This window comes from Leptothoe sp. PORK10 BA2 (genome assembly GCF_034932105.1).
Lineage (GTDB): Bacteria > Cyanobacteriota > Cyanobacteriia > Phormidesmidales > Phormidesmidaceae > Leptothoe.
Map to the genome: position 1 here is coordinate 37,619 of NZ_JAYGIG010000013.1, position 24,176 is coordinate 61,794.

The following is a 24,176-nucleotide window of genomic DNA, read 5'->3' on the forward strand; positions in this document are numbered from 1 at the left end:
GTGACAGGAGCAACAAGCCATGGCCAAGTTTGTGATGTGGGGCAGCTATTGCGAGAACGCGTTGGAAAAGCGTACGCCCTACCGAGCCGATCACCTGGCAGGACTCCAGGAGCAAAAAGAAAAAGGTCTACTGACTTCTCTGGGGCCGACTACGGATAACAGCAAAGTTTTTGGTACTTACGAAGCTGAGTCTGAAGCCATAGTCCGACAGCTAGTGGAGAATGATCCCTATTGGCTCAATGGTATTTGGACCGAATACGAAGTATACGAGTGGAATCAGGTGTTTTAGTTTAGATTGAGAACTACCGAAGGGAAGGCTGACAACCTAAGTATTTTCCAATTTATCCGGAGGAGTGAGCATGCCAAATGGGTATACAGATCTGTAAGTAGGCTGTATACCCTGGATGAATATGATGCAATCGGAGTCAAAAATTGCGTTACTAATTGATGCAGATAATGCACCTTCTCCAAAAATTGATGCCATCTTGGCAGAGGTTGCTAAATATGGCGTGGCTAATATCCGTAGGGCCTATGGCAATTGGAAAAACTCTAACCTTCGAGGGTGGGAGAGTTGTCTGCATGACTACGCGATCCAGCCTATTCAACAGTTTGACTATACCAAGGGTAAAAATGCAACTGATGCTGCCCTGATTATTGATGCCATGGATTTGTTATACACACAGAAATTAGATGCATTTGCATTGGTATCTAGTGACTGTGATTTTACGCCACTAGTCATGAGAATTCTCACAAGTGGCCTTAAGGTCTATGGTTTTGGAGAAAAGAAAACACCTGCACCGTTTGTTTCAGCTTGTTCGATATTCTTATATCTTGAAACCATTGATCAATTAGCTGATATAGAGGCATCAAAGATGTCTACTAATGAGAGAAAAACACCTCAGGAGCTTAAACAAGATACGAAACTGATGAATCTGTTAAGAGGGGCTGTTTCCAGTACTCGAGAAGACGATGGGTGGTCTCGATTATCTGTTATAGGAGCACATATAGCTAATCAAGCATCTTTTGAATCTCGTAACTATGGTTATGCCAAGTTGAGCAGCATGTTTGAGGCGATTGACTTATTCGAGATGCGTAGAAAAGATAAAGGTGTTTATGTAAAGACTAAAAAGAAGAAATAGATCTTCTCAACTAAGTTGTTTGAGTAAACTCTTTCTTTAAAGTTGTTAAGATTGTTGGAACTTCATGAAGTCGTTTGTAACGCGACCATAGAGAAAATGGTTTTGAGAGGTCGTAGAGCGAATTTTCTAGTTTGCAAAACATGAAATCACTACCGTTGGTGACCATGCCAAAAGCTGGTTGTGTCTCACCAGCAGTCATGTAGGCTAGACATTGGGGAAGGACCATATCTACAGCGAATTTGGAGCGTTTTGCTTCAACTGTAAGCACCCCCATTAAATTGCAAACAACTAAGACATCCATCCGACCTCGATAAATTTCATCACGTTCCGTGACTTTTACCTGTACAGGGACTTCCGAATGAACGAGCAAAGGGGCGTCCTGAAACCCCAATCGCTCTAATAACGGAGCCACGATAGAGAGAAGGATTGGCCACAGCTGGTTCAGCGGTTAGTTGAGGATGGGGAATGTTAGTGTTTATTTATAATGGCCCCCATATTTAGTTAAGAACCCATCATGGTGACTTCCCCCAGTCTAATTGCCCCAGTTATTAGCCGCTGCGAGCTATCGGTGGTCGTGCCGGTTTATAACGAGTACGAAAGTATTCCGTTGCTGGTGGATAAAATTACTGGGGTGGCGCAGCTGATGGATGTGCCCTATGAGCTGATTTGCGTCGATGATGGTTCCACCGATGGGTCGGCGGAGTTACTCAAAACCTTAGCTAAGGAGCGCCATGACCTGCGGGTGATTTTGCTGCGGCGCAACTATGGGCAGACACCGGCCATGGCGGCCGGGTTCAACTATGCCAGGGGGCGGGTGATTGTAACCCTAGACGGTGATTTGCAAAATGAGCCAGCGGATATTGCCACGGTTTACCAGAAGCTGAATGAGGGGTATGACCTGGTGAGTGGCTGGCGCAAAAACCGTCAGGATAATGCGGTGACACGACTGCTGCCGTCAAAAATTGCTAATTGGCTGATTGCCGGAGTAACGGGGGTAAGACTCCATGACTATGGCTGTTCCCTCAAGGCATACAGTGCTGATGTGGTGAAGGATATGAACCTCTATGGTGAGCTGCATCGCTTTTTGCCAGCCTTGGCCTACATAGAGGGGGCTCGCATTAGTGAAGTGCCGGTGCGTCATCATGCTCGTCAGTTTGGCCAAAGCAAGTATGGTTTGGGCCGGACGTTTCGAGTGGCCCTAGATCTGATGACCATCTACTTCATGAAGACGTTTTTGACCCGGCCCATGCATGTGTTTGGCCCATTTGGGGCACTTTCGGTGGTGACAGGCCTGGGGCTGAGTCTCTACCTGGCGTTTGTCAAATTTATCTTGCAGGCTGAAATCGGGGACCGTCCCCTCCTATTGCTGGCGGTGGTGCTGTTTATTTCAGGGATTCAGCTGTTGAGTGTGGGACTGTTGGCTGAGTTAATGATGCGTACTTACCATGAGTCCCAGCAACGTCCCATCTATCGGGTACGGGAAGTGGTAGGTGGAAAAGTGCCTTAATCTTGTCCTTTAATCTTGAACGCTTTAATCTTGCACATACGGTTCACCGTTAATTAAGGCCAGTTCTGCCCTGACAAACTCTCGGCCAAGGTAGGCGGCATGGTCTAGATAGCTTATGGGACAAGGGTTATCTTTGTCTTCAAAGATTTTTATACAGAGTTCTTTGGCGGTACGGCCTTGGTAGATGTGAGTTTCTTGGCGGGGCTGGTTGTTTTTCTTGGCAATTAGGGGTTTACCGGTGTCTGGATCACAGGCTAGACCTTTATCGTTAATGACATTGGTGAAGTGTTTGGCGCAGATCAGACCCTGCTCTGTATCTAGATAGATTAAAAAATAGCCGTCTGGGTCTAGGGCAATAAACCGTTTCGATAGTTTGTCGTCCAATGTTTGGAGGTCAGTCGCAGACGGGGGACTATTGTGGCTGATGGTCATGGTGATGGGGTCGTTACGGGTTGCGCCGCCGTAGCCGATGCATGTGGCTTTCAGCGAGTACCTGAGCTATGGGGGCCGAGTTTTTGGGTAGGGGTCTATTCTATCGTGGGGATTATGGAATTTGCCGTTGCTGATTGAGGGGATAAACCGGTGTGTCAGAAACGCTATACGTCGGTATCTGACAGATGAAATCATCCCGAGGATCGACAACGGCTATAGGTTTATCAGGGGCTTACGGGTCTGCTGGGGCTTGCTCTGGACTTTCCTTTTGGAGCAAGGGCTTGAGGGGTAAGTCTGCGTTAATGGCTTCGATTTCTTGCTGTTCGGCGCTGTTGATGCGGTCGATGTAGTTATCGAGTACCTGGGTCAGGGTGGGGTGGTAGAACCGATGCAGACTGTAGTTGGGGGCAGCAGGAAAGCCGCGTCGTTTTTTGTGGCGGCCACCGGCACCGGGGTCAAATAGCTGAATGCCGTTACTAATACCCCAGTCGATGGGTTCGTAGTAACAAGCGTTGAAGTGGAGGTGATTGTATTCTTCTATGGCCCCCCAGTAGCGTCCATAGAGGCGTTCGCCCTTGGTGAGGCAAAAGGACATGCCGATGGGGTCGTTGCTGTTCTCAGTGTAGGCGGCGAATACGACTGTGCGATCGCAATACTCCGGATACAGCTGCTGAAAAAATCGACGAGTTAAATACTTACTCCCCCACCAGCCAAACTTGTCACAGGTATCACTGTAAAAGTCGTAAACCAAATTACACAGAGTGTCCGACAGGCCATCCCCGGTGTGCACCTCAAAATGTAGTCCGGCCTTAGTAACAGAATTACGCTCGCGCTTGATGTTACGCCGCTGATTGGCATTAAACCGAGCCAAATAGTCATCAAAGGTGGTGTAGCCTTCATTTTTCCAAATGTAGCTATGGTGTAGCCATTTTTGAAAGCCGAGGGATTCCAGATTGCTGCGCCAGGTGGGGTCCGCATAGAGAAAATGACAGCCTGAAATCTGGTTCTGCCGACAAAACTGATCGATCGCCGCCACCATTACCTGGGTCAGCGTCGCCTCATCTTCCCCGGCCGCGATCAAAAAACGATAGCCTTCAGCGGGGGTAAACGGCGACATCCCCAACAGCTTCGGATAATAATCAATGCCCAACTGCTCCGCCAAATCAGCCCACTGGTGGTCAAACACAAACTCACCGCGACTGTGACCCTTGAGATATAGGGGAGCGGCTGCCACCAGGGTGTCCTGACACCACACGGTCAAATGATTGGGCAGCCAACCCGATTGGGCCACGGTACTGCCAGAGGTTTCCATGGAATTCAGCCAGAACCACTCCAGAAATGGCGTCTCTAGCGGTTGGGCCATCTGGTCCCAAGCGGTTCGGGGTAGGTCTGCCATGCAGTTGACCCAACGCAGCGTATAGTCGGTCAGAGACTGGGGTGGAGTGATGGTTATACCCATTGCTTAGCAGAGCGGCTTAGTTCACTACGGTAATGTAGCGCGTTTAGTCTGAAGCATGGGGGATAGGGGTAGGGTTGGTAGAGGGGACCAGGGACGCTACTGAACTGATGGGCCTGATCCCTGCCGTTGGTAATTTAAAAAAATTTCATCCCCCATGGTTTGGCTTGACTTCAGGGTGAATCTGGGAGCCTGGTCCAGGGAAAACCCTTCCCCGTCGCAGGGGGTGGGGGATGTCGCGCCGCCGATGATTAGGGGACAAATGGTGAGCCATAGTTCATCGATCACGTCAGCGGCCATCAGCCCAGCCACGAGTTGCCCGCCACCCATCACAAGTACATGGCCCATGCCCAGGGTATGGAGTTCCTGTAAAATTTGTGGCCAATGGTATTCCCCAGCGGTTTTAATAGGAGCGATCCAAACCCGATCAAAGCCCGGCTGTTCCCGCCAATGTTCAGCCCCAGCCTGGGTGGTGAGTAACCAGCGCGGCACCGGCTGCCTAAAAAAATGTGCGTTGGGTACTATACCCCCTGAGCGGGAGCAGACAATGTGGGTGGGCTGGGGCGGTTGCTGACGCTGGCAACGGGTTGCTAATAGGGCAGGATCTTTAACCAGAGCGGTGGTGCCGTAGGCCCGCAGGGTGCCTGCCCCAAACAGGGTCGCGTCTGCAGTTGCTAAGCGTTGTTCTAGATGACGCTGATCGTTGGCCGATGGAAACCTTGCTGCCGTGCCATGGGTATCGCTAATTTTGCCATCGGCACTCATGGCTAAAATAGCAGTGACATGGGGACGATATCCGGCTGCCGACCTAGACCGTAAAGCTGGGGCTGACATGTTCTTAACTAAGGGAGAGACGCTGAGAATATTCGCTCACAAGCAATTAAGTTACCTTTGATAAGGCTTCATCTATGTAAGTGCTATTTCAACTTTTGCCAATGTAGCCGGTAGATGGGTAAGACCAGTCGATAAACTAGATGGGTGTTAATACCGGTATCAGTAATAACACTGTGGTTGTATGTATGAACATAGTGAAAGCTGAGATTTTGGTTCCATGGTTTAACCCTGTGTTTCCTGTTGAAATCAGTGACGGTTCTTTAACTTTAAGTTGTTAGCGGTTTATGGCTAAGCGTCCTCTTTCATTCCGCCGGTTATTGATGCTGCGTATCTTGCTGCTGAGTACGCCGGTGTTGCTGCTTGGCCAGGCCATTACCCTGCGAAAGGCACGGTCTAGCTTGCTGGAAACTGCGCGGCAAAATCTAGCCAGCAGCGCCATCAACAAGGCAACTGGTTTAGAGGACAGTGTGCGAGCCGTGGAGTCTGAACTACTGTTATTAACGGATAGTCAGGCCTTAAAATCTGGTGATGCGGATGATGTGGCGGTCGCCCTAAGTCGTTACACCAAGGTGGCTTCCCACACGGTGGGTTGTTTAGAGCTAACCGAGGCTGAAACTGGTGCAGTCATATCGACAACCTGTAATCAACCCTTGCTGCCCACACCGCTACAGCTTCCGTGGCAGCAGTCGCCCACGGGGAATGCGGACTTTTATTTGGTGGATCTGGATAGTCCTCAACCAGCGGATGGCGTTGATGGGAACGCCCTAGAGGATGACGCCCAGGGAATGCACCCTTCTATTATTGACCTGACGGTGGCAGCGCCGATTTATAACCCTGAAGGACAGCTGCGTTATACCCTGTCTGCCCAGCTTGGGTTTACCCAGCTGGAGGATACTAATCCCCGTTCCCTGGTGGGTAAAACCGTGATTATTGATCCTAACGGGATTGTGGTCACCCACCCTAACCCCGAACTGGTGGGTAAGTCGGTGGATGATCTCCATGGTGCGGATCGGTTTGTGAGCATTATCAGCAGTATTCGGGTGGGCAACGCGGATACCCTACACCTCTTTAGCTTGCTGGAGAATGGGGATGAGTGGCTGGCGGGCTACAGCGGCGCGGAACTGCCCTTGTCTAGCGGGGTGACGGAGACCTGGAATGTGCTAGCGGTAACGCCTCTGAATCAGGCACTCCATGCGTTGGGGGAAATTCGGATGATTTTATTTCTCCTAACCCTGGGGCTGCTGGGGGCGAATGGGCTATTGGCGCTCTATGTCGCTCGGAGTCTGTCCTTACCTGTGGAGCGGTTGATTCGCTACACCCAACAGGTGCAGGATCTATCTTCTGAGGTGAAGGCCGCTCCTCCGAATCGTAGTATTTGGGAGTTGGACTATTTGGGTAAGGTGCTAGAGCGGATGCTACGGCGTTTGGAGGGGGGGGCGCAAGAGCTACGCGAGGCTTGGGAAAATGCCCAGATGGCTAACCAGCTCAAGAATGAATTTTTGGCCAATACCTCCCATGAGCTACGCACGCCGCTCAATGCCATTATTGGCTGCATTCGACTGGTGCGTGATGGCTGCTGCGACGATCGTGAGGAAGAACTGGAGTTTTTGGAACGGGCCGATAATGCGGCCATTCATTTGCTCAAGATCATCAATGATATTTTGGACATTGCCAAGATAGAGTCGGGCACCGTGAGTCTTGATTTGGATACCTTGGATTTAGGGGAGATTGTGCGGGATGTGTTAGATATGCAGGCCCTGCAGATTCAGCAAAAGGGATTGACGCTCCATCGTCCCCATAAGTCGGAGCCGATCTGGGTGAAGGGGGATGGGGATAAGTTAAAGCAGGTGCTGCTGAATATTGTTTATAACGCGATCAAGTTTACTGACAGTGGCAGCATTACGGCCAAGATCACGGTGGTTTCTGAGGTGGGTGCTAAGGATGATTCAGGCGAGGATACTGTGCCAGCGCCTCGGGTGAGTGTGACGATTCAGGATACGGGGATTGGGATTGCGCCGAAGGATCAACAAAAACTTTTCCATCCCTTTGTCATGGTGGATGGTAGCCACACCCGTAGCTATGAAGGAACGGGACTGGGGCTGGCCATTTCTAAGAACTTTATGAAACTGATGGGGGGCAGCATTGGCCTCTACAGTGCCGGTGTGGATCAGGGGACGGCGGTGACCTTGAGTATGCCGCTGTTGGCTAACCACGGTGAGGTGGCGGCGGACCCGGTTGATGCTGCGGAGGCTACTGAGCAGGTTTTGGTGGGGTAATAGGCTAAGGGGTAAGGTCAATCCAGGTGCCAGCTTGCTCTAGGGATTGGGAGAGGGCCTCTAGGATGGCGACTAGGGTGGTGCCGACGGCGCCTGAGGAGATGGGAGAGGGCTGGTTGGTGAGGACGCTGTGGATGAATTGGTTACACATGGTGGCCAGGGGTTCTTGCTCGGGTATTTCCAGGGCTAATGGGGTTAGGGCTTGGGGCTGAAATGTGTTGGGGGCGAATTGTCCCATTTGTAGCGTCAGTGGGGTGTCGGGCTGCATTTCGTCAAAAATCAGGCTGCCGCGATCGCAAACCACAGACAATTGCCGTTGCTTGTGGGGATTTGCCCAGCACAGATGAATGGTCGTTTCGAAGCCGCTGGGGTAATGGAGCCGACACCACACCACATCGGCCAGGGGCCGGTCTGAATGCTGTGGTAGCCAATTCAGCCCCTGGGCTTGGACGCGGTTTGGTGAAGCATTGAGCCAGTGGTTAAAAATGGCGATGTCGTGAATGGCCAGATCCCAGAGGGCATCGACATCGTGGCGGACGGGGCCGAGGTTGGTGCGGGCGGCATAGCCATAGCGGGGAGTGCCTAGACGCTCCAGGTTTGCTTTAGCGGTGGTGATGGCGGGATGGAAAAGGTAAGTGTGGTCAACAAACAGCTGTCGGTTTTGCTGTTGGGCCAGTTGGCAAAGGCTGGCGGATGTGGCGGCGGTGAGGGTGAGGGGTTTTTCGCACAGCACATGGAACTGTCGCTGCAGGGCAGCGGTGACGATGGCCTGGTGGGTGGTGGCGGGGGTGGCGATCGCCACCGCTTCTAACCCTTCCATCTCCAGGGCCTCTTCCCAATGCTCCAGCAACCGGACGGAGTCATCCAGGCCAAACTTGGCGGCGGTGGTTGCTAACTGCTCGGCTTGTGGATCCACCACCGCCCGCACCTGAATCTGGGGATGGGCCAAAAAGTTGCGTAGGAGGTGGGTGCCCCAACGGCCCACCCCCATGAGTGCCAGTTGAATTTGGCCCATGTTAATGTTTCCTGGTTAATGTTTCCTGGTTAATGTTTTCTATTAACCAGCGGCCAAGTGCTCAGACAGCATGGGTTCTAGCTGCTGATAGGCTTGCTGGGCGGCACCTTGTTCCGCCTGTTTGATGGAGGGGCCTTTACCGTCCCCCCAGAGTTTGCCCTGATAATGCACTTGGGCATAAAACCGTTGCGGATCGCCATGGTTCTGGCTGATTTCTGAGACGGTGTATTCCGGTAGCTGTTTGCTGTGGGCCTGGGTGAGTTCCTGTAGGGCGGCCTTATAGTTTTGTCGGGCGGGGTCCCGCTTGATGGTTTGGGTGAGGCGTTCAAAGCGGATATCCAGCCAAGGGCGAATCAGGCTGAGGTCGTGGGTGCTGAGGTAGAGTGCCCCCAGGACTGCTTCAAAGGCATCGGCTAGGCGGGAGCTTTTGCCTGCTCGATCTCCGGCGGCACTGGTGGAGATCTGTAGGTAGCGGCCAAAGTTATAGTCCTGGGCCAAAATTGCCAGGGTACGATCGCTGACCAGTTGCGATCGCACGGCGGCCATATCCCCTACGGACATTTGAGGATAGGTTTCTTGCAAAAATTCAGCCGCAGCTAGCCGCAGGGCCGCATCCCCCAAAAATTCTAGGATTTCGTTATTTCGGTCCGCCGATTTAGAAATATCCACCAGCGCCTGATGCAGCAGTGCCCATTGCACAGGCGCATCCTCGGCTAAGCCTAGCTTTGCTACGAGCTGCGTTAGCTCTTGGTGCCGCCGGGGATCATCTTGCGCTGTCCACGGTTCACTACCCAATGCCTTCTGGCTGCTGACCATTTCCCCTTGTTTGGTGGGCAGCGCCCACCCTCCTATGCGCATAAAAAAGTGGAAAGAGTCGGCCGTAAGCCGGGTTCTGTTCTCGCCGATGTCAACCTAGGGCGAGCACGAGCGGGCGGTTATCTATCTGGGACGACTGTTACCAGTCGCCTCTAGCGGTACACCAAAAGCGGGGCTGGAAAAAGGTCAACCATGACCCCTGCGACCTTGCTCCTGGCCGGGGTTTACCGAGCCAGTACCTCTCGATACTGCTGGTGCGCTCTTACCGCACCTTTGCACCCTTACCTGTAGCGGGGCAAGCCCCGCCCATCGGCGGTATGTTTCTGTGGCACTATCCTCACGGTCACCCGCACTGGGCGTTACCCAGCAAGCCTGACCTTTTAGGAGCCCGGACTTTCCTCAGACGAAGGTCTTAGCAAAGCTAAGGTCTTAGCAAGGCTAAGGTCTTCGTCCGCAACCGCAGCACCAACTCTTTCCGACTAACTATAATATCGTGGCGCTGCGGTGTGACGTCAAAGCTAAATATTGGGTTTGAGATATTGGGTTTGAGATATTGGGTTTGAGAACGGGCAATGGGATATGGGGAACGGGCAATGCTGAGCTCAGCTTTTCAACTCTATGGCTAATGGGGCTATTGCAAATGGGGCAATAGGCCGGAGCGCTCTAGGACAAGCTTGACTTGTTCATTCATGCCTTTGGCAACAATCTTGGCGCCTGCTTGCTGGGATTGGAGAACCCCTTCCCAGAATATAGCTGCGGTGGAGGGCTCAATGAATTTAGTTTTGGCCATGTCGATGATGAGGGTGACCCCAGGCTGCAGCTTTTGTTTCAGGTCCTGTTGAAAAAATGGTGAGATGACGCTGTCTAGGCGGCTGGGGAGACGAATGATTGCTTGGGATGTAACCGAAGTGGTATTCATGGGTAGCAAAAAGTACTCAGTACGTTACTACGATAAGCGAAATATATCTAGCGAATCAGGGGCTTTCTACGGATTTGGCTGCTTTTTTAGATGAAGTTTCGGAGTATCTTAAAGCTAGTTAAAACTGAGTTCTACCTAATAATACGTAGTCCATAAATGGTGCATAGGGCACCGCTGATGGATGTCTGAACACAAAATCTGCCTTACTCCACCGCCAACGAAACCTTTTTCCCACCAATACTCCGCAGATCCGCCAACAACTTTGCCACATCCGCATAGGGCAACGTCCGATCTGCTTTCAGCAGCACAAACCCCTCCGGATTCTCCGCAAAATATTCTTGAATAATCGGAGCTAAGGCCGGAATCGTCACGGCTTCATCTTCATAAACCGTCTGTCCATCATCCCGCAAACCAATCACCAACGGCTCAGCCTTTTCCAACACCTCTTCATCCACCCCAGACACCGCCTGGGGCAAACTCACCCCAAAAATCTGTACGCCGCTGAGTTCCATGGAGATAATCACAAAGAAGGTGAGGACCGTCATCAACACATCCATCATTGGCACCAGGTCCACCTCGGGGATACCTGAACTTTCATGGCGCGATCGCAACCCCATTACTCCCCCTCACCATTCTCTAACGCTAACGAAACCCGATCACCACCCACTGCCCGCATATCCCCCAAAAACTGCATCACATTTTCATAGGGCAATGTCTGATCCGGTACCAAATAAACAGTTTTATCAGCGTTCTTTTCCAGATATTCACTGATCTCCAGGGCCAGCTGCTCAGACTCTATGGGTTGACCATTGAGCAACGTTTTCTCATTGGCATCCATTTCCACAATAAAAATCTCATCAATGGACGGCAGCTGGTCCGGCGGCACATCCTCCGTCTGTTCCGGTGGCAGCTCCACCTCAATCAGCTGCTCACTTCCCAAAGACACTGAAACTACCACGAAAAACGCTAGCACTCCCATCATCACCGTGAGCATGGGCACCAGATTAATGGTGGGAATTTTGCTTTCACTGCGTTTACCAAAAGCCATAAAAAGACGTACTTTAAGGGGTTGAGCGCTGACGGAAGAATGTTATCTAGGGTGGGCTAGGAGAGGGTTGACCATCCCTAATAGTAGGTTTTTGACACCGACGGTTCTTCTTCAGGATGTCCATTTTCGGTAGCTTGCAACGCGGGTTCATACCAGTATTGCCGATAGATCAGTTCTAACTCATTGCCCGCTTCGGAAAAGTAATCCGCTTGCTGACTCTGGAGAGACACCAGCACCCGCAGCACCAACAGGGCCAAAATAGCGACCACCATACCCGCTGCCGTGGTAATGAGGGCTTCCCCAATACCGGCGGCGGCCTTGCTGGCTCCTTCTCCACCGCCGCTGCCGCCAATATCCAGACTGTAGAAGGTGGCAATCAGACCGGTGACCGTTCCCAACAGTCCTAATAGGGGTGAAATGGCCACAATGGTCTCCAGCAGTTTTTCGCCCTGGCGCATTTTGACAAATTCTCGATCCGCTGCGGTTTCCATGGCGAGGCGGAAGGTTTCGGGGGAGGCATTGCGCAACCGTAGGGGGGCAAAGAGGAAACGGCCAATGGGGGTATCGCTATGTTGATTTGCGATCGCAGCCGCCTCATTCAAGTCTCGAGGTGCAGCGGCCAACACATCGCTGACAATTTTGCCCTCCCGGCGCAACAGGTCGGACCAAAACCGAGTCCGCTCCAGGGCACAGGAAATAGTCAGCACTGAAGCCCCCACAATGGGCACCATCACCGGCCCTCCCTTGGCCAAAAAGTCAAATACCGTTGCCATAGCCTATGTCCTCAAAAACGTGGGTAGATAGTGAATTCAGCCTGCCTAATAACCGGCCTAATGTCTGAACTGGTGACTGCTTGGTGCCTAACGGGTGCGCTCCTAATGTCTTACTGGCGATCGCCTTAATCATCCCCGTCTTCCTCTGCTTCAGCCGTAGATCCAGCCGTAGATCCAGCCGTAGAATCAGCGGTGGGTTTTGGGGTAGATTCAGCGACATCATCAGCCACCGTTGCGGGAGTTGATGAGACCTGAGCTGCTGCCGTCGTTCCTGGGGGAGCAATCGCTGCCGGGTCAGGCACTGCCCCACCTGCGGCAATCAACACCTCCTGCCATCCCAGGTTTCCATCCCTGTCTACCGTTACCATCACCGACTCCACCCGACCAGCGGCCACGGTTCCGGCCCCCACCACATCACATTCAAATGTCTCCCCCCGCTGGTTGACTCGATAGGCATCGCGGCAGTCAATGGCCAAACGCTTACCTAGGGCTTCCTTAGTCTCGTCCTGAATAGTTTCTTCGACGGAGGCCAAATTAATCAGCACCTTAGAGCTTGGCACATCCCAACTCAGGGTACCTTGGTCATCCTGCTGAATGACATTGATGGTGAACTGTCCTCCGTCGGGTAGCTCCCCCACACAGCGAAAGTAAGCCTCGGCCTGCTTCTCCACTCGGTTTGGACAGATGACTGACTTGAGGGACAGCCGCCGCCCCTGGCGCTCAATGTCATTTTGAATGATGGCCTCAATGCGAGACATATTTAAATTTTGCGAGCAACTGCCTAGGAAAACCAGACCCAGGATTGCCCCCACTCGAACGATGGCGACCATGCGGCAATGACAAAAAAAGTTAACCAAGACTCACTATAACGGTGGGGTTTAGGGGCCAGGTAAAGGACGGGTTAAGGGACACCGGGATGATGGTAGAAAACTCTGATAAAGACTCCATAACGAAGCTGCACCAAAACCCACGCCAAGACTTAGACCAGGGCTTAGCCTTTAATCTGCCGCACCAAATGGTGTAATTCTGGCAAAATCAGGGCGTCCATGGCTAAGGTCACCCCATTACTGGAACCGGGCAGTAAAAATATTAGGGTGGATTGATACACCCCAGCGGTAGCCCTGGAGGCCATGGCCCTGGAGCCAATTTCAGCATAGCTAAGCTGTCGGAAAATTTCGCCAAAGCCGGGGATTTCTTTTTCCAGGAGCGTTGCGATCGCATCATAGGTGGTATCCCTGGGCGCAATCCCAGTCCCCCCATTGCAAATGATCACATCCACCGTCGGTGTCAGTCGCTGCACCAAACTAGCAATCTGCTCCGGTTCATCCTTGACCAATCGATAAGCCTCTAACCGATGACCAGCCCCGCGCAGCTTGGACTTAATCAACTGTCCGCTCTGATCAGATTCCACCGTACGCGTATCACTGACGGTAATCACACCACAAGTAGCGGACAGTGAACCCTGATCGGGATGGGGGGAAGCCATAGGTAAGGTGGTGAATTTGAGTTGTGAGCTAGGGTACCTGAAAACTCATCTGCCGAGAAATCAGATCGCAGAAAAACAACTCAAAATTCAGCCCTCACCTCTAAAAATCAATTCTTGGTCAGGCCAAGGCCATTTTCCTCAGCATAGCGATTCATAAACCGCATGAATCGATCCCACTCAGCCACACTCTTCATCAGCAGTCTGGCCTCTAATGCAGCGGGCGCGCCATTAATAAACTTGGCATTGACTTCCCGGCTAATGATTTCGCCTTCTTCGTCCACTAGATAGAGGCCCGTCACCTCAAACCCTTCTTCCATCAGGGCCTTGGGCTCCTCAAAATAAAATGTGGCAGTGCCGTCGGAACCATCCTTGGCACGGGTTAGCCGCACATCTGGAATCACTTCCTCAGCCACACCCCGAGCAAATTGGATTTCTGCCATGGCACTGTCCTCTAGATTAAATAGTGTTTATAACTCGTTTGTAACGAAGCATTAAGCTTCTATCATCCCATGATCCGGGTGTTGTTTAAAACACTATCGGCAAAACTTTGCCCTGATCCCGGCTCTATGTTTTCTCGGAAACCACCACCCGATAGGGCGACGCTAGGGGCGGCATCTGCTTACGTAAGACCAACCCCTGGTAAACCATGGCGGCCACTTCACCCCAGGTGGCCACCTGGTTCGGGACCAATTGATCGAGCTGGGGATAGTTAAAGACGAGGCCGAGCTTGGTGGCGGTTGCGATCGCCTCCACGGCATAGCGGGGAACCTGGGACTGGTCTTGATAACGGGTCAGCACCCCGGCGGTGTTTTTAGCCGTCAGATTGAGGCCACTCACTAGGGCCAACAACACCTGGATTTTTAGAATGGATTGCTCTGGAGCAAAGGTGTAATCGGGAAAGCCGGAGAGAAACTTGGCCCGGTAGGCCCGGTGGATCGACTCCGAAGCCCAATGGGCAGCGGGGACATCCCGAAAGGCCACCGGATAGCGCTGGGGTTTGGGGTCAAAGGCCCGCACCACCAGGTTGGCAAACTGGGCCCGAGTCATGGGGGCGTCGGGGGTCGTGGCCATTTCCAGCAGATTTTGAGTTGCCAGGGACTGCCAAAAGTCCATGGCCCAATGGGCCGTGGCCCCATGAGTCCCAGGCACATCGGTAGCCGTCGTATTGCCCCTGGCCGCTACGCTATTGCTCACTGCTGTCCTAGCGGGCTGCACAATGTAGGGCGACGTCAGGGGCGGCATCCGCCCCAGGGTGACCAAACACTGATAGACCAACGCCGTTGTCTCCCCTCGGGTAATGGGCTGCATCGGTCGCAACTCTGCCACATTCGGGTAGTTCACCACAATGCCCCGGCGGGTGGCCATGGCCACCTCCTCCACTGCATAGGGGGGCACCTGGGCCCGATCTGTATATATGCCAATCTCAGCGGCCTGGCCCTCCCCCAGCTTCAAACCATTGAGCAGGGCCACTAAGGCCTGGGCCCGCGTCATGGGGTCATTGGGGCGAAAGGTTTGATCGGGAAATCCGGCAATAAATCCCTGGGCTTGGGCTTGGTAGATCACCCCCCGGGCCCAAAACCCCGAGGCCACATCCTGAAACGGCTGGAAGCGGCTGCTGCTGCTGTCAGCGCTAGCCGGAAATGTGGCCATGGCTAGGGCGGCAAACTGAGCCCGCGTCACCAGCAGGTCGGGCTTAAAGGAACCATCAATAAATCCTTTGATAAAGCCAGCCTCGGCCATGGCGTCAATGAAGGGGGCGGCCCAATGGCCCACCACATCCTGAAAGCGACTGTTTAAGTTCAGGGGAGGGGGGGGCGGTTCATCCGGGGTGGGCGGGGCCGGGGTGGGGGTGACTCGCCCCAACAGCATGGGGGGCACTGCCACCGGATCTGGCAGGCCACTAGCCACATAGCGAATGGCCCCCTGCGCCCGATTGGGGTTGATATCATTGCCCGCCGTAGTAATGGCCTGACGACTCTCGTTGCACAGATCCCACTGACCGTTGTCTTTAAATTCGTTACCCCCCAGGTCCTGACTTTGGCCCACATCGGGCTGGGCCGTATCCTGCACCCACAGCCCCATGGTCTGATTGCGTAGGATACGATTTTGTCGCAGCACTGGCTTAGCTGAGCGAGATAGGACAATCCCAGCTCGGTTCTCCAACACCTGGTTGTCAATCAGTAACGGTGCGGATTGATCGCTAATGGCAATGCCGTAGCCAGTCTGGGTAAAGCGGTTTTGCCGCACCTCCCCCTTAGAACGGCGCACCATGAACAGGCCACTGGCCTGATTGCCGGAAAATTCATTGGCCAGCAACACCGGCAGGGCATCGCCGGTGACGAAAACACCGTCTCGCCCACAGTTTTTAACCTGACAGCGGGTCAGGAGGGCCGAGCCCTGGTCTAACCACACCCCAATGCCCTGGGCCTGGGGATTGGTCACCGTCACATTGCGCAACTGGGCGCCATCCGCCAGCTGTAGGGTCACCGACTGGAGACCAAAATCCTCCGTGGCCAGTGCGCCCCCACCGCTAATGGTGACATTCCCAATGCCCACCACCGTTACCCCCGACGCCAGGGTTAAGGGAAATGATTCGCCCTGGCCATAGGTGCCCGCTTCTAGTTGTATTGTGGTACCGGCGCTGGCCCGGCCTAGGGCCTGGGTCAAGGTGTTGAACGGCGACTGACGCGTTCCTGTACCCTGGGCACTGGCCCGATTGACGTATAAAACAGGGGCGGGAGCTTGCACCATGGCAACTAGGCAAATGGATTGACCCACTTAGGGTAATGGGAAACGCAGACGGCTTCACCTATGATTGATCATTCTGACTGAAAAATTTATCTTCGATGTAGGGCTTCGATCTATTTAAGTCAACTGCCAAGTCAACCGCCGCCATGCTCATAGCCATTGCCATAGTCAACGTTGCGATCGCACTGCTCTGCCTCATCCTAGCCGCCTACGTGCTGCGGTTTAGCCACCAAGTCACCCAGCTCAATAGAGATCTCAATCGTTGGACAGTACTATTAGAAAACACCCTCACCCAGCAGGCCCTCACCCTCACCCAAAAGCGCACCCAGATCAGGCAGTGGCAGCTGATCCAACTGCAATGGCAACTGCAGCAACGGCGCATCAGACAAATTGCCAAATTCCTCAGGCTCATGGCCCTATTCAGCCGACGGCGACGGCTATAGCCAACCCAATGCGCTGGCCCTAGATTTCCTCCCCGAACTCTTCTTCCTCAATCGGTGGGCCATGCCCACCCGCCCTTCTCCCCTTCCCCTCACCGTGGGCCTGCCCACCGCATCCCATGTCCCAAGACAACTCCGACAACTTCATCGGCGGCCTATTAGCCGGCACCGCTATCGGCACCGTCATCGGCCTGCTGATCGCCCCCCGCAGCGGCAAACATACCCGCAAGGTGCTCAGAAAATCAGCAGACGCGGTCCCTGATCTAGTGGAAGACCTCGCCACCAGCGTGCAATTCCACGCCGATAAGCTCTCCCAAGCCACCCTACAAAATTGGGACAGCACCCTAGATCGACTCAAAGCGGCCCTAATTGCTGGCCAAGCAGCCACCCAGGAAGAGTTGCTCCAAACTAGGCCCCCAGCCCAAACTAAGACAGCGTCCCCGCGTGACTAATCCCGTGATCTGGTTAGGTCTGTCCATTTTGTTGCTCGCCCTGGGGCTAGCCCTGTTGGTGTGCGTATCTATCCCGGCATTATTGGGCCTAGCCCGAGCCGCTCGCAGTGCCGAAAAGCTGTTTGATACCCTGGACCGGGAGCTGCCCCACACCCTACAGGCAATGCGCAATACGGGCCAAGATCTCAGTGGCTTAGCCGACGACATGACCGATAGTGTCAATAGTGCCCGCAACATTGTTAAACAGGTGGATCACAGCCTCAGTGATGTGCGCCAACAGGCCCACCAACTTAGCCGCACCACCCACAGTGTGGTCGTAGGATTCAGGGCGGCTTGGCGGGTCCTGACTAAACCGACCCCAACCCGTGCCAAGCGTCCACGCAAACCACCCGTTAAACCAACCGCCAAACCATCCAGCAAACCACCGGCCTCAAAAAATCCAGTCCCAAAATCACCACCCGGATCAAAGGATAGGACGTCCGACCGTAGCTCTGATGCATCCATGACCATTGATGATTGACGGAAACCTGTATTCTTCTTTACATTAGAGTTAGGTAAACAAGTGTAAACATCATGAGCCCACGCTTTCACAATTGGTTGCAGGCTTCCCTGTGGGGAAGTTTGTTGGTTTGTTGCATTGCTTTCACCACAGGGGTCGGACCGGCCTACGCGTACAACAATCCAGAACTGCTGCCAGACAAGCCCACCATGGTGATTGATCTAGCCAAAATTCTCACCCAGTCCCAAGAAAACTATCTCAACGAACATCTACCAGAGTTTGAGGCCAAAACGGGTTGGAAGCTGCGCGTGCTCACCCAGTTTGACCAAACCCCCGGCCGAGCGGTCAAAGATTTTTGGGGATTGGACGATAAGAGCGTCATGGTGGTTGCTGACCCCCGCGGCGGCAATATTCTCAACTTTAGTGTGGGGGATTCGGTCTATCCCCTGCTCCCCCGCGTCTTTTGGATTGAACTCCAAACCCGCTTTGGCAACCAGTTCTTTGTCCGTGACAACGGTGAAGATCAGTCCATCATGCGCTCCATTGAATCCCTGGAAACTTGCTTGGAGCGGGGCGGTTGTTCCGTTGTGCCCGGTCTGCCTAGAGAGCAATGGATTCTCACCCTGATTACCTCTCTGCTAGGGGGCGTGATCTGCGGGTTTGCTGCCCACCCCCGCAAGGAGGGTCAGATATTCTCCTGGCAGTGGATGCTGATTTTCTCACCCCTGTGGGGCATGTTGTTCATTGCCTTTGGCATTGGTCCTGTGGTGACTAGAACCCAGGACTGGGTACCGCTGACCCGTAACATTGCCGGGTTCCTGATTGGGGCCCTGGTGGCGTTCTTGAGTCCGGCGTTTGTCAACTCATCGACCAACACAGAAACCTAGATCGTGAGCCCAGTGAGTCAGGTTAGGAGGCTGGATCGGGGATTCGATTCTATGCATTGAGGTGAAGCAGACCTCAGCCTAGGGGCGACGGGCTCCAGCCCAGGGACCAGGTGGGCTTTTGGGCAGATCAAACACGGACTGTTGCTGATCGTAAATTACCAATCCTCGGGCTTGGTAGTTTCTCAGGGCATGGGGACCATCGATGGAATTGGTGTGTACCCACACCCGTTTTGAAGTCAATTTCCAGGCTGTGTTGAGGGCCTGGGTGAGGAGGTACCCCCCATGGCCCTGGCCAATAAACTGGGGCAACAGACCAAAGTATTCGATTTTGGCACTGCTATCAAGCTGTTGTGAGAGTTCAAAGTACCCGGCGGGTGACCCTTCCACATAGCCGACAAAAGTTCGGACGGTGTCCTGGCTGATGTAGTCCAACCATTGTTGATAGGTCCACCGCAGCCGGTCCATCCAATACCAGGGACTACCCACAGCTGTATAGAGAAACCGTTGGAACTCTGGGCAAGGAATCCTCGATTCCATGACGGTTAGGGCTGTGGGTGCGGCCGGAATAATCTGCGCCGCAGACAGCATTTCTAAATAGGTGGTGGTGACCTCGAATCTGGCCATTTGTTAGGAAAATGGTCGGTAAAAGGGAGAAAGGGAGGGTGGGCAGGCCCACCGGAAAAGGGCCGCCTACCGCACAAGCAACGTCAGCCTTAGCGTAAGGTAGCAATTTTGGCCTTCAGGGTGTCCGCCATATCGAGTAGTTCACCCTGGGAGAGTTCTGCCTGCTCGCCAGAACTGAGCCATTTCAGCTGGACGGTGCCGCCCTCGGCTTCGGCATCGCCAAGAATCAGGCAGGCCATGGCTCCACTGCGGTCGGCCCGTTTGAACTGTTTCCCAAAGACACTGCCGCTGAGGTCAACCTCGACGGCAAAGCCCTGATGGCGTAGCTGCTGGGCTAAGACCGTGGTGACGGGTTCTGCCTTTTCCCCACGGGACACCATGTAGAAATCTAGGGTGGGGGTGGGGGTGGTTTGGAGCTGCTGAAGCAAAATGGTCAGCCGTTCTAAGCCAATGGCAAAGCCGATGGCGGGCACCTCGGGACCGCCCAACTGCTGCACCAGACCGTCGTAGCGACCACCGCCGCAAACCGTGGCCTGGGCACCGAGATCCGCTGACATGATTTCAAAGGCGGTGTGGGTGTAGTAGTCGAGACCGCGCACCAACCGAGGATTGATGGTGAAGTCGATGCCTAGGGCGCTGAGCTGTTGTTGCACCTGATCGAAATGGCCCTGGGAATCCTCACTGAGGTGATCCAGTAGGCTGGGGGCGTCCTGAATGATTTCTTGAGTGCGGCTGTCTTTGCTGTCGAGGATGCGGAGGGGATTGCGGGTGAGTCGATCCTGGGAATCTGAGTCCAGGTCATCCCGGTAGGGGGTGAGATAGTTGATCAGGGCATCGCGATAGGCTTGGCGGTCTGCGCCGCTGCCCACGGAGTTAATGTCCAGGCTGAGGGATTTGAGACCCAGGGTTTGGAGGATATCGGTTGCGATCGCAATCACCTCCACATCTGCCCGTGGATCGCGGCTGCCCAAAATCTCCACATCCAACTGATGAAACTGCCGCTGCCGACCCTTTTGGGGACGCTCATAGCGAAAGGCTGGCCCCGTGTGCCACAGCCGCTGCACCCCACCACTGGCAAACAGTTTATTGCCAATAAATGCCCGCACCAGACCAGCGGTAATTTCAGGCCGCAGGGTAATGGAACGACCACCGCGATCCTCAAAGGAGTACATCTCCTTCCCCACCACATCGGTGGCTTCCCCAATGCCCCGAGCAAAAAGTTCTGTTTGCTCCAACATGGGCGGTCGAATTTCCCGGTAGGCTGCCCGGTGAAGAATATCTCGAGCCGTCGCTTCCACATGCTGCCACACCACCGCCTCATCCGGCAGAATGTCACGGGTACCTCGCAGGGCCTGGATATTGCTCATCAGGGAACAGAAAATAAATAAATGGGCAATGCCCACACTATCAAACTCATGGGCCAAATCATAGGCAAAACCCTAGACTAAACCATGGATCAGCTAAGGGACGTCGAACTTTGTTCGAATAGGGTTCGAACAAAGTTTAAGAGGCCAACTCCTGCTGGCTGCCCATAGCTGGCAACGCACAGCAGTTGACATCATCAATGCACACCTTGCCCCACTTCAGCGCCCAGCGCACCAGGGCCACCCGGTTACCGGTGGCTGTTTTGTTCAGGACGTTGCTGATGTGGTTATCAACGGTGCGCTTGCTGATTTCCAACTGGGCCGAAATTTCTTGGTTCGTTAAACCAGCGGCAACCAGCTCAACAATTTGCAATTCCCGATCTGATAAAGGTGCTTGCTCTTTAAGAGACGGTTGTTCTTGGAGAGACGGTTGCTCTTTAGGAGACGTTTGCTCTTGGAGAGACGTTTGCTCTTTAGGAGACGTTTGCTCTTTTTCCTGGGAAGATTGGCTAGCTAACATGGAATACCCCCTCGCTCACTGCGTATATATGCTCAGTGCTCATTACATCATAACCATTTTCAAACTGGGGTGGGTTTGGCCGGTTTTTTATTTAAATTGACCCTAACGCTTCCCTAATTGACGGGTCCATTTCCATAGTCCGGTGACTCGACGCCCCAAATGCAGCAGTTTGGGGGTGACGGTGTCGCTATCCACCACCGGCGTAAACTGCTCCTGCAGCAGCTCCCGCAGCCGGTTGCTGGTGAGGGGACGATTCAAACTCCCCCGTTGGGCAATCGAAATCGAGCCCGTTTCTTCAGAAACCACAATGCATAGACAATTTTCAATGCGCTCCGTAATGCCCATGGCCGCCCGATGGCGCGTGCCTAACTGACGCGATGCCATCCGTTCTGAAATTGGTAAAATTACCCCAGCGGCGACAATGCGAGAGGCCCGAATCAGAATAGCTCCATCATGGAGCAGGGTGGTGGTTTGAAAAATGGTTTGGATCAGCTCCTTGGATAGCTCAGCATCGAGGCGCACACCGGGGACTGAAAAATCATTTTCATCAATCGGCGGACCGACTTCTAAAATCATTAAGGCTCCCGTCCGTTTTTGGGACAGTTCACGGACCGCATCCACCAGCTCATCGATCACACTGTCTGGCCTGGATATGGAGATATTGCTAGAGGAAAAAAGCTGACCAATTTCCCCCCGTCCCAACAGTTCTAAAAAGCGCCGAATTTCTACCTGGAGCATAAACGCCATGGCGACGGCGGCCCCAAAGGATAAATTGGTCAGCACAAAACCCAGCAGCGGTAGCTTCAGCGCGTGGCTGAGAACCGCCGCCAGCATCAGTACAATCAGTCCCCGAATCATCCACAGGTTACGACGTTCGCCAATAACCAACAGCATTAGGTAGATGAGAACAAGAACCAGGGTGATGTCGATGATTTGGACAAACAGACCTAACAAATGTCAGCCCCAACCTGGGTTTGCAATACAAGGGTTAACTACACAGCGTTTTAGTCGCCCAGCTGCAGCGCTCAAAACCACCTCCCTAATTGCCTTACGAGGGGCCACAGCCGCTCTCAGGATGTCGTTCAAATTAAGATCTACAGGGGTAAAACCTGCCAAATCAGCAGACCCTACTAATAACTCTAATGATTTCACAGATCAGAGATCAATTTTCAGAGATCAATTTATTAACCCACTATAAACAGAATGAGATGTGACCAGCGCGACTGGACTAGGTCCGGACCCTGGAGACTACAAGAAACTATCCTCAAGACTACCCATAGCCGTTGTTATCTAACGCTTCTAGGAATCACCGCTGGGGTACAAAACGAGCAACTACGGCCAAGTTAAAACCGATGGTTTGCCCTAGAGCAAACGCTCAAAACGACCATTCTGGGCATGGACAAGATTTATGTTCTCAGCTTTCATTCTAGCTGCCAAGATAGAGCGGGAGGCGGTCATAACGCATGAGGTCCGTTTCGGTTTCCCGCTCAATAATTAAGCAGGCTTGGCTGTTTTTCACCACCACCGCCGCTGGTCGAGGCACGCGATTGTAGTTGGAGGCCATGCTGTAGTTATAGGCTCCGGTGGTGGGGATAACGACGATGTCCCCCGAGGACACTAGGGGTAGCTGGGCATCATGGATTACCACATCCCCAGATTCACAGTGTTTGCCTGCGAGGGTGACGGTTTCGGTCAGGGGGGCGGACATGTGGCCAGCGGCTAAGACCCGGTAGACCGACTGATAGGTAATGGGACGGGGGTTATCGGACATGCCCCCATCGACGGACACATAGGTGCGAATGCCGGGGACGGTCTTTTGGCTGCCGACGGTGTAGGCGGTGACGCAGGCGCTGCCAATTAAGGATCGTCCCGGCTCGCAAATTAGCCTGGGCAGGGGCACATCTGCCACCTGACAGGCTTTGACCATGTGCTCACATACCACCTGCACCCAGGCGGTAATGCTCGGTGGGTCATCGGCTTCGGTGTAGCGAATGCCCAGGCCACCGCCCACATCCAGTTCACTGATGGGTAGCCCATGGCGCTTGGCAGCTTCCATCCAATGCACCATTACTGAGGCCAAGTCTGCGTGGGGCTGGAGTTCAAAAATTTGGGAGCCGATGTGGGCATGGAGACCGATGCAGGTGAGGTGAGGCTGCTGGGCCAGGTAGGTAAAGACTGCCTCCAGCTGATCGGGGTCAAAGCCAAATTTGCTATCGATGTGACCGGTTTGAATGTATTCGTGGGTGTGGCACTCAATCCCCGGTGTGAGCCGCAGCAGAATGGTGGCGGGGGCATTGTTACTGACTAGGGTGCTGAGGGTTTTGAGTTCGTGCCAGTTATCGACCACAATCCGGCAGCCTGCCTGAATCCCCTGGTGTAGTTCGCGGTGGGATTTGTTATTGCCGTGGAAGTAAATATGGTCTGGGCTGACGCCGGCCTTGAGGGCGGTGAGAAGTTCGCCCCCGGAGACGACATCAATGGCTAGGCCCTCTTGGGTTGCGATCGCACACACCGCCAAACAGTTCCACGCCTTCGAGGCATACATCACCAGGGCATCCCCTGGATAGTAGCGCTCAAAGGCCTGGCGATACTGCTGACAGGCCGTCCGCAACGTAATTTCATCCAATATGTAGAGAGGCGTACCAAATTCCTCCACCAAATCGAGCACATCACAGCCCCCGATTTCCAAATGATCCTGTCCATTCACCCGGGCACTCAGGGGCAAAATCTGCTGATTTGGAGATGTTGTCAAGTCCTCCGCCAAATATTGGCGACTAGACTTGGCCTGGGGCTGTTGAGAAGGAATTGTAGAAACCATAGATTTAGTGGGCAGAAGATTTAGTCGGCGGAAGATTGGTCGGCAGGGGCTGACAGGAATTACCAGGGGAGGCATCATCCCAGACTACCTGATGAGCAGTTGCACCCTAGGGACAGGGATAAC

At 53.6% G+C, this 24,176-nt stretch carries 27 protein-coding genes and 1 other RNA gene; 8 read left to right on the forward strand and 20 right to left on the reverse strand.

The window, feature by feature from the left end; translation table 11 throughout:
• Nucleotides 1–19 precede the first annotated feature (19 nt).
• Both VB741_RS05745 and VB741_RS05750 read left to right on the forward strand, forming a co-directional pair.
• On the forward strand, nt 20–289 hold the full coding sequence (locus tag VB741_RS05745; protein WP_323364194.1) for a YciI family protein: 270 nt from the start codon (nt 20–22) through the stop codon (nt 287–289).
• Nucleotides 290–410: 121 nt separating this feature from the next.
• Complete coding sequence (locus VB741_RS05750; RefSeq protein WP_442786297.1) at nt 411–1,139, forward strand: NYN domain-containing protein; 729 nt, start codon at nt 411–413, stop codon at nt 1,137–1,139.
• A gap of 10 nt (nt 1,140–1,149) precedes the next feature.
• Here VB741_RS05750 and VB741_RS05755 read toward each other — a convergent pair whose 3' ends face one another.
• A complete protein-coding gene (locus VB741_RS05755; RefSeq protein ID WP_323364196.1) occupies nt 1,150–1,551 on the reverse strand; it encodes a type I restriction enzyme HsdR N-terminal domain-containing protein in 402 nt (133 codons plus the stop codon).
• 102 nt (nt 1,552–1,653) lie between these two features.
• Here VB741_RS05755 and VB741_RS05760 point away from each other — a divergent pair, with 102 nt between their 5' ends.
• Nucleotides 1,654–2,646, forward strand: a complete 993-nt coding sequence (locus tag VB741_RS05760) for a glycosyltransferase family 2 protein (protein ID WP_323364197.1) — start codon at nt 1,654–1,656, stop codon at nt 2,644–2,646.
• 24 nt (nt 2,647–2,670) lie between these two features.
• Here VB741_RS05760 and VB741_RS05765 read toward each other — a convergent pair whose 3' ends face one another.
• The 3 genes from VB741_RS05765 to VB741_RS05775 all read right to left on the reverse strand — a co-directional run bounded on the left by VB741_RS05765 (nt 2,671) and on the right by VB741_RS05775 (nt 5,368).
• Nucleotides 2,671–3,078: a DUF4346 domain-containing protein gene (locus VB741_RS05765; protein ID WP_323364198.1), complete on the reverse strand. Its 408-nt coding sequence runs from the start codon at nt 3,076–3,078 to the stop codon at nt 2,671–2,673.
• A gap of 232 nt (nt 3,079–3,310) precedes the next feature.
• The gene (locus VB741_RS05770; protein WP_323364199.1) at nt 3,311–4,537 is read right to left on the reverse strand and encodes a GNAT family N-acetyltransferase; all 1,227 of its coding nucleotides are present in this window, start codon (nt 4,535–4,537) and stop codon (nt 3,311–3,313) included.
• Nucleotides 4,538–4,633: 96 nt separating this feature from the next.
• Nucleotides 4,634–5,368: a RibD family protein gene (locus VB741_RS05775; RefSeq protein WP_323364200.1), complete on the reverse strand. Its 735-nt coding sequence runs from the start codon at nt 5,366–5,368 to the stop codon at nt 4,634–4,636.
• A gap of 284 nt (nt 5,369–5,652) precedes the next feature.
• On the opposite strand from VB741_RS05775, the gene VB741_RS05780 reads away from it, so the two are divergent.
• On the forward strand, nt 5,653–7,644 hold the full coding sequence (locus tag VB741_RS05780) for a sensor histidine kinase (protein WP_323364201.1): 1,992 nt from the start codon (nt 5,653–5,655) through the stop codon (nt 7,642–7,644).
• Between the two features lie 4 nt (nt 7,645–7,648).
• Here the strand turns inward: VB741_RS05780 and VB741_RS05785 are convergent, their stop codons facing one another.
• The 11 genes from VB741_RS05785 to VB741_RS05835 form a co-directional block, all read right to left on the reverse strand.
• The gene (locus VB741_RS05785) at nt 7,649–8,659 is read right to left on the reverse strand and encodes a Gfo/Idh/MocA family protein (RefSeq protein ID WP_323364202.1); all 1,011 of its coding nucleotides are present in this window, start codon (nt 8,657–8,659) and stop codon (nt 7,649–7,651) included.
• 42 nt (nt 8,660–8,701) lie between these two features.
• The gene (gene rnc, locus VB741_RS05790; protein WP_442786298.1) at nt 8,702–9,475 is read right to left on the reverse strand and encodes a ribonuclease III; all 774 of its coding nucleotides are present in this window, start codon (nt 9,473–9,475) and stop codon (nt 8,702–8,704) included.
• Between the two features lie 49 nt (nt 9,476–9,524).
• An RNA gene (rnpB, locus tag VB741_RS05795) (RNase P RNA component class A) lies at nt 9,525–9,949 on the reverse strand.
• Between the two features lie 157 nt (nt 9,950–10,106).
• Nucleotides 10,107–10,394 (reverse strand): STAS domain-containing protein, encoded by a 288-nt coding sequence (locus VB741_RS05800; protein ID WP_323364204.1) that lies wholly within the window; start codon nt 10,392–10,394, stop codon nt 10,107–10,109.
• 203 nt (nt 10,395–10,597) lie between these two features.
• Complete coding sequence (locus VB741_RS05805) at nt 10,598–11,011, reverse strand: ExbD/TolR family protein (protein WP_323364205.1); 414 nt, start codon at nt 11,009–11,011, stop codon at nt 10,598–10,600.
• Nucleotides 11,011–11,442, reverse strand: coding sequence for an ExbD/TolR family protein (locus VB741_RS05810; RefSeq protein WP_323364206.1), 432 nt, complete (start codon nt 11,440–11,442; stop codon nt 11,011–11,013). The genes VB741_RS05805 and VB741_RS05810 overlap by 1 nt, the downstream gene beginning before the upstream one ends.
• A 77-nt stretch (nt 11,443–11,519) precedes the next feature.
• Nucleotides 11,520–12,215, reverse strand: a complete 696-nt coding sequence (locus VB741_RS05815; protein WP_323364207.1) for a MotA/TolQ/ExbB proton channel family protein — start codon at nt 12,213–12,215, stop codon at nt 11,520–11,522.
• Between the two features lie 125 nt (nt 12,216–12,340).
• Complete coding sequence (locus VB741_RS05820; RefSeq protein WP_323364208.1) at nt 12,341–13,072, reverse strand: hypothetical protein; 732 nt, start codon at nt 13,070–13,072, stop codon at nt 12,341–12,343.
• Between the two features lie 134 nt (nt 13,073–13,206).
• The gene (locus VB741_RS05825) at nt 13,207–13,701 is read right to left on the reverse strand and encodes a MogA/MoaB family molybdenum cofactor biosynthesis protein (RefSeq protein ID WP_323364209.1); all 495 of its coding nucleotides are present in this window, start codon (nt 13,699–13,701) and stop codon (nt 13,207–13,209) included.
• A 107-nt stretch (nt 13,702–13,808) separates the two neighbouring features.
• Complete coding sequence (psb28, locus tag VB741_RS05830; RefSeq protein ID WP_323364210.1) at nt 13,809–14,141, reverse strand: photosystem II reaction center protein Psb28; 333 nt, start codon at nt 14,139–14,141, stop codon at nt 13,809–13,811.
• A 124-nt stretch (nt 14,142–14,265) separates the two neighbouring features.
• On the reverse strand, nt 14,266–16,452 hold the full coding sequence (locus tag VB741_RS05835) for an S-layer homology domain-containing protein (RefSeq protein ID WP_323364211.1): 2,187 nt from the start codon (nt 16,450–16,452) through the stop codon (nt 14,266–14,268).
• A 143-nt stretch (nt 16,453–16,595) separates the two neighbouring features.
• Here VB741_RS05835 and VB741_RS05840 point away from each other — a divergent pair, with 143 nt between their 5' ends.
• The 4 genes from VB741_RS05840 to VB741_RS05855 all read left to right on the forward strand — a co-directional run bounded on the left by VB741_RS05840 (nt 16,596) and on the right by VB741_RS05855 (nt 18,727).
• Complete coding sequence (locus VB741_RS05840) at nt 16,596–16,892, forward strand: hypothetical protein (RefSeq protein WP_323364212.1); 297 nt, start codon at nt 16,596–16,598, stop codon at nt 16,890–16,892.
• Nucleotides 16,893–17,008: 116 nt separating this feature from the next.
• The gene (locus tag VB741_RS05845) at nt 17,009–17,341 is read left to right on the forward strand and encodes a YtxH domain-containing protein (RefSeq protein WP_323364213.1); all 333 of its coding nucleotides are present in this window, start codon (nt 17,009–17,011) and stop codon (nt 17,339–17,341) included.
• On the forward strand, nt 17,334–17,861 hold the full coding sequence (locus tag VB741_RS05850) for a DUF948 domain-containing protein (protein ID WP_323364214.1): 528 nt from the start codon (nt 17,334–17,336) through the stop codon (nt 17,859–17,861). Before VB741_RS05845 ends, VB741_RS05850 begins: the two co-directional genes overlap by 8 nt.
• A 53-nt stretch (nt 17,862–17,914) precedes the next feature.
• Nucleotides 17,915–18,727, forward strand: coding sequence for a TPM domain-containing protein (locus VB741_RS05855; protein ID WP_323364215.1), 813 nt, complete (start codon nt 17,915–17,917; stop codon nt 18,725–18,727).
• Between the two features lie 78 nt (nt 18,728–18,805).
• Here the strand turns inward: VB741_RS05855 and VB741_RS05860 are convergent, their stop codons facing one another.
• The 5 genes from VB741_RS05860 to lysA all read right to left on the reverse strand — a co-directional run bounded on the left by VB741_RS05860 (nt 18,806) and on the right by lysA (nt 24,053).
• Nucleotides 18,806–19,351 (reverse strand): GNAT family N-acetyltransferase, encoded by a 546-nt coding sequence (locus VB741_RS05860; RefSeq protein WP_323364216.1) that lies wholly within the window; start codon nt 19,349–19,351, stop codon nt 18,806–18,808.
• An 89-nt stretch (nt 19,352–19,440) separates the two neighbouring features.
• Nucleotides 19,441–20,718 carry a histidine--tRNA ligase gene (hisS, locus tag VB741_RS05865; RefSeq protein ID WP_442786299.1) on the reverse strand — a complete coding sequence of 426 codons (1,278 nt, stop codon included), beginning with the start codon at nt 20,716–20,718 and terminating at the stop codon, nt 19,441–19,443.
• A gap of 136 nt (nt 20,719–20,854) precedes the next feature.
• Nucleotides 20,855–21,235 (reverse strand): helix-turn-helix domain-containing protein, encoded by a 381-nt coding sequence (locus VB741_RS05870; RefSeq protein WP_323364218.1) that lies wholly within the window; start codon nt 21,233–21,235, stop codon nt 20,855–20,857.
• 102 nt (nt 21,236–21,337) lie between these two features.
• A complete protein-coding gene (gene cdaA / locus VB741_RS05875; RefSeq protein ID WP_323364219.1) occupies nt 21,338–22,189 on the reverse strand; it encodes a diadenylate cyclase CdaA in 852 nt (283 codons plus the stop codon).
• 472 nt (nt 22,190–22,661) lie between these two features.
• On the reverse strand, nt 22,662–24,053 hold the full coding sequence (lysA, locus tag VB741_RS05880; RefSeq protein ID WP_323364220.1) for a diaminopimelate decarboxylase: 1,392 nt from the start codon (nt 24,051–24,053) through the stop codon (nt 22,662–22,664).
• Nucleotides 24,054–24,176 lie beyond the last annotated feature (123 nt).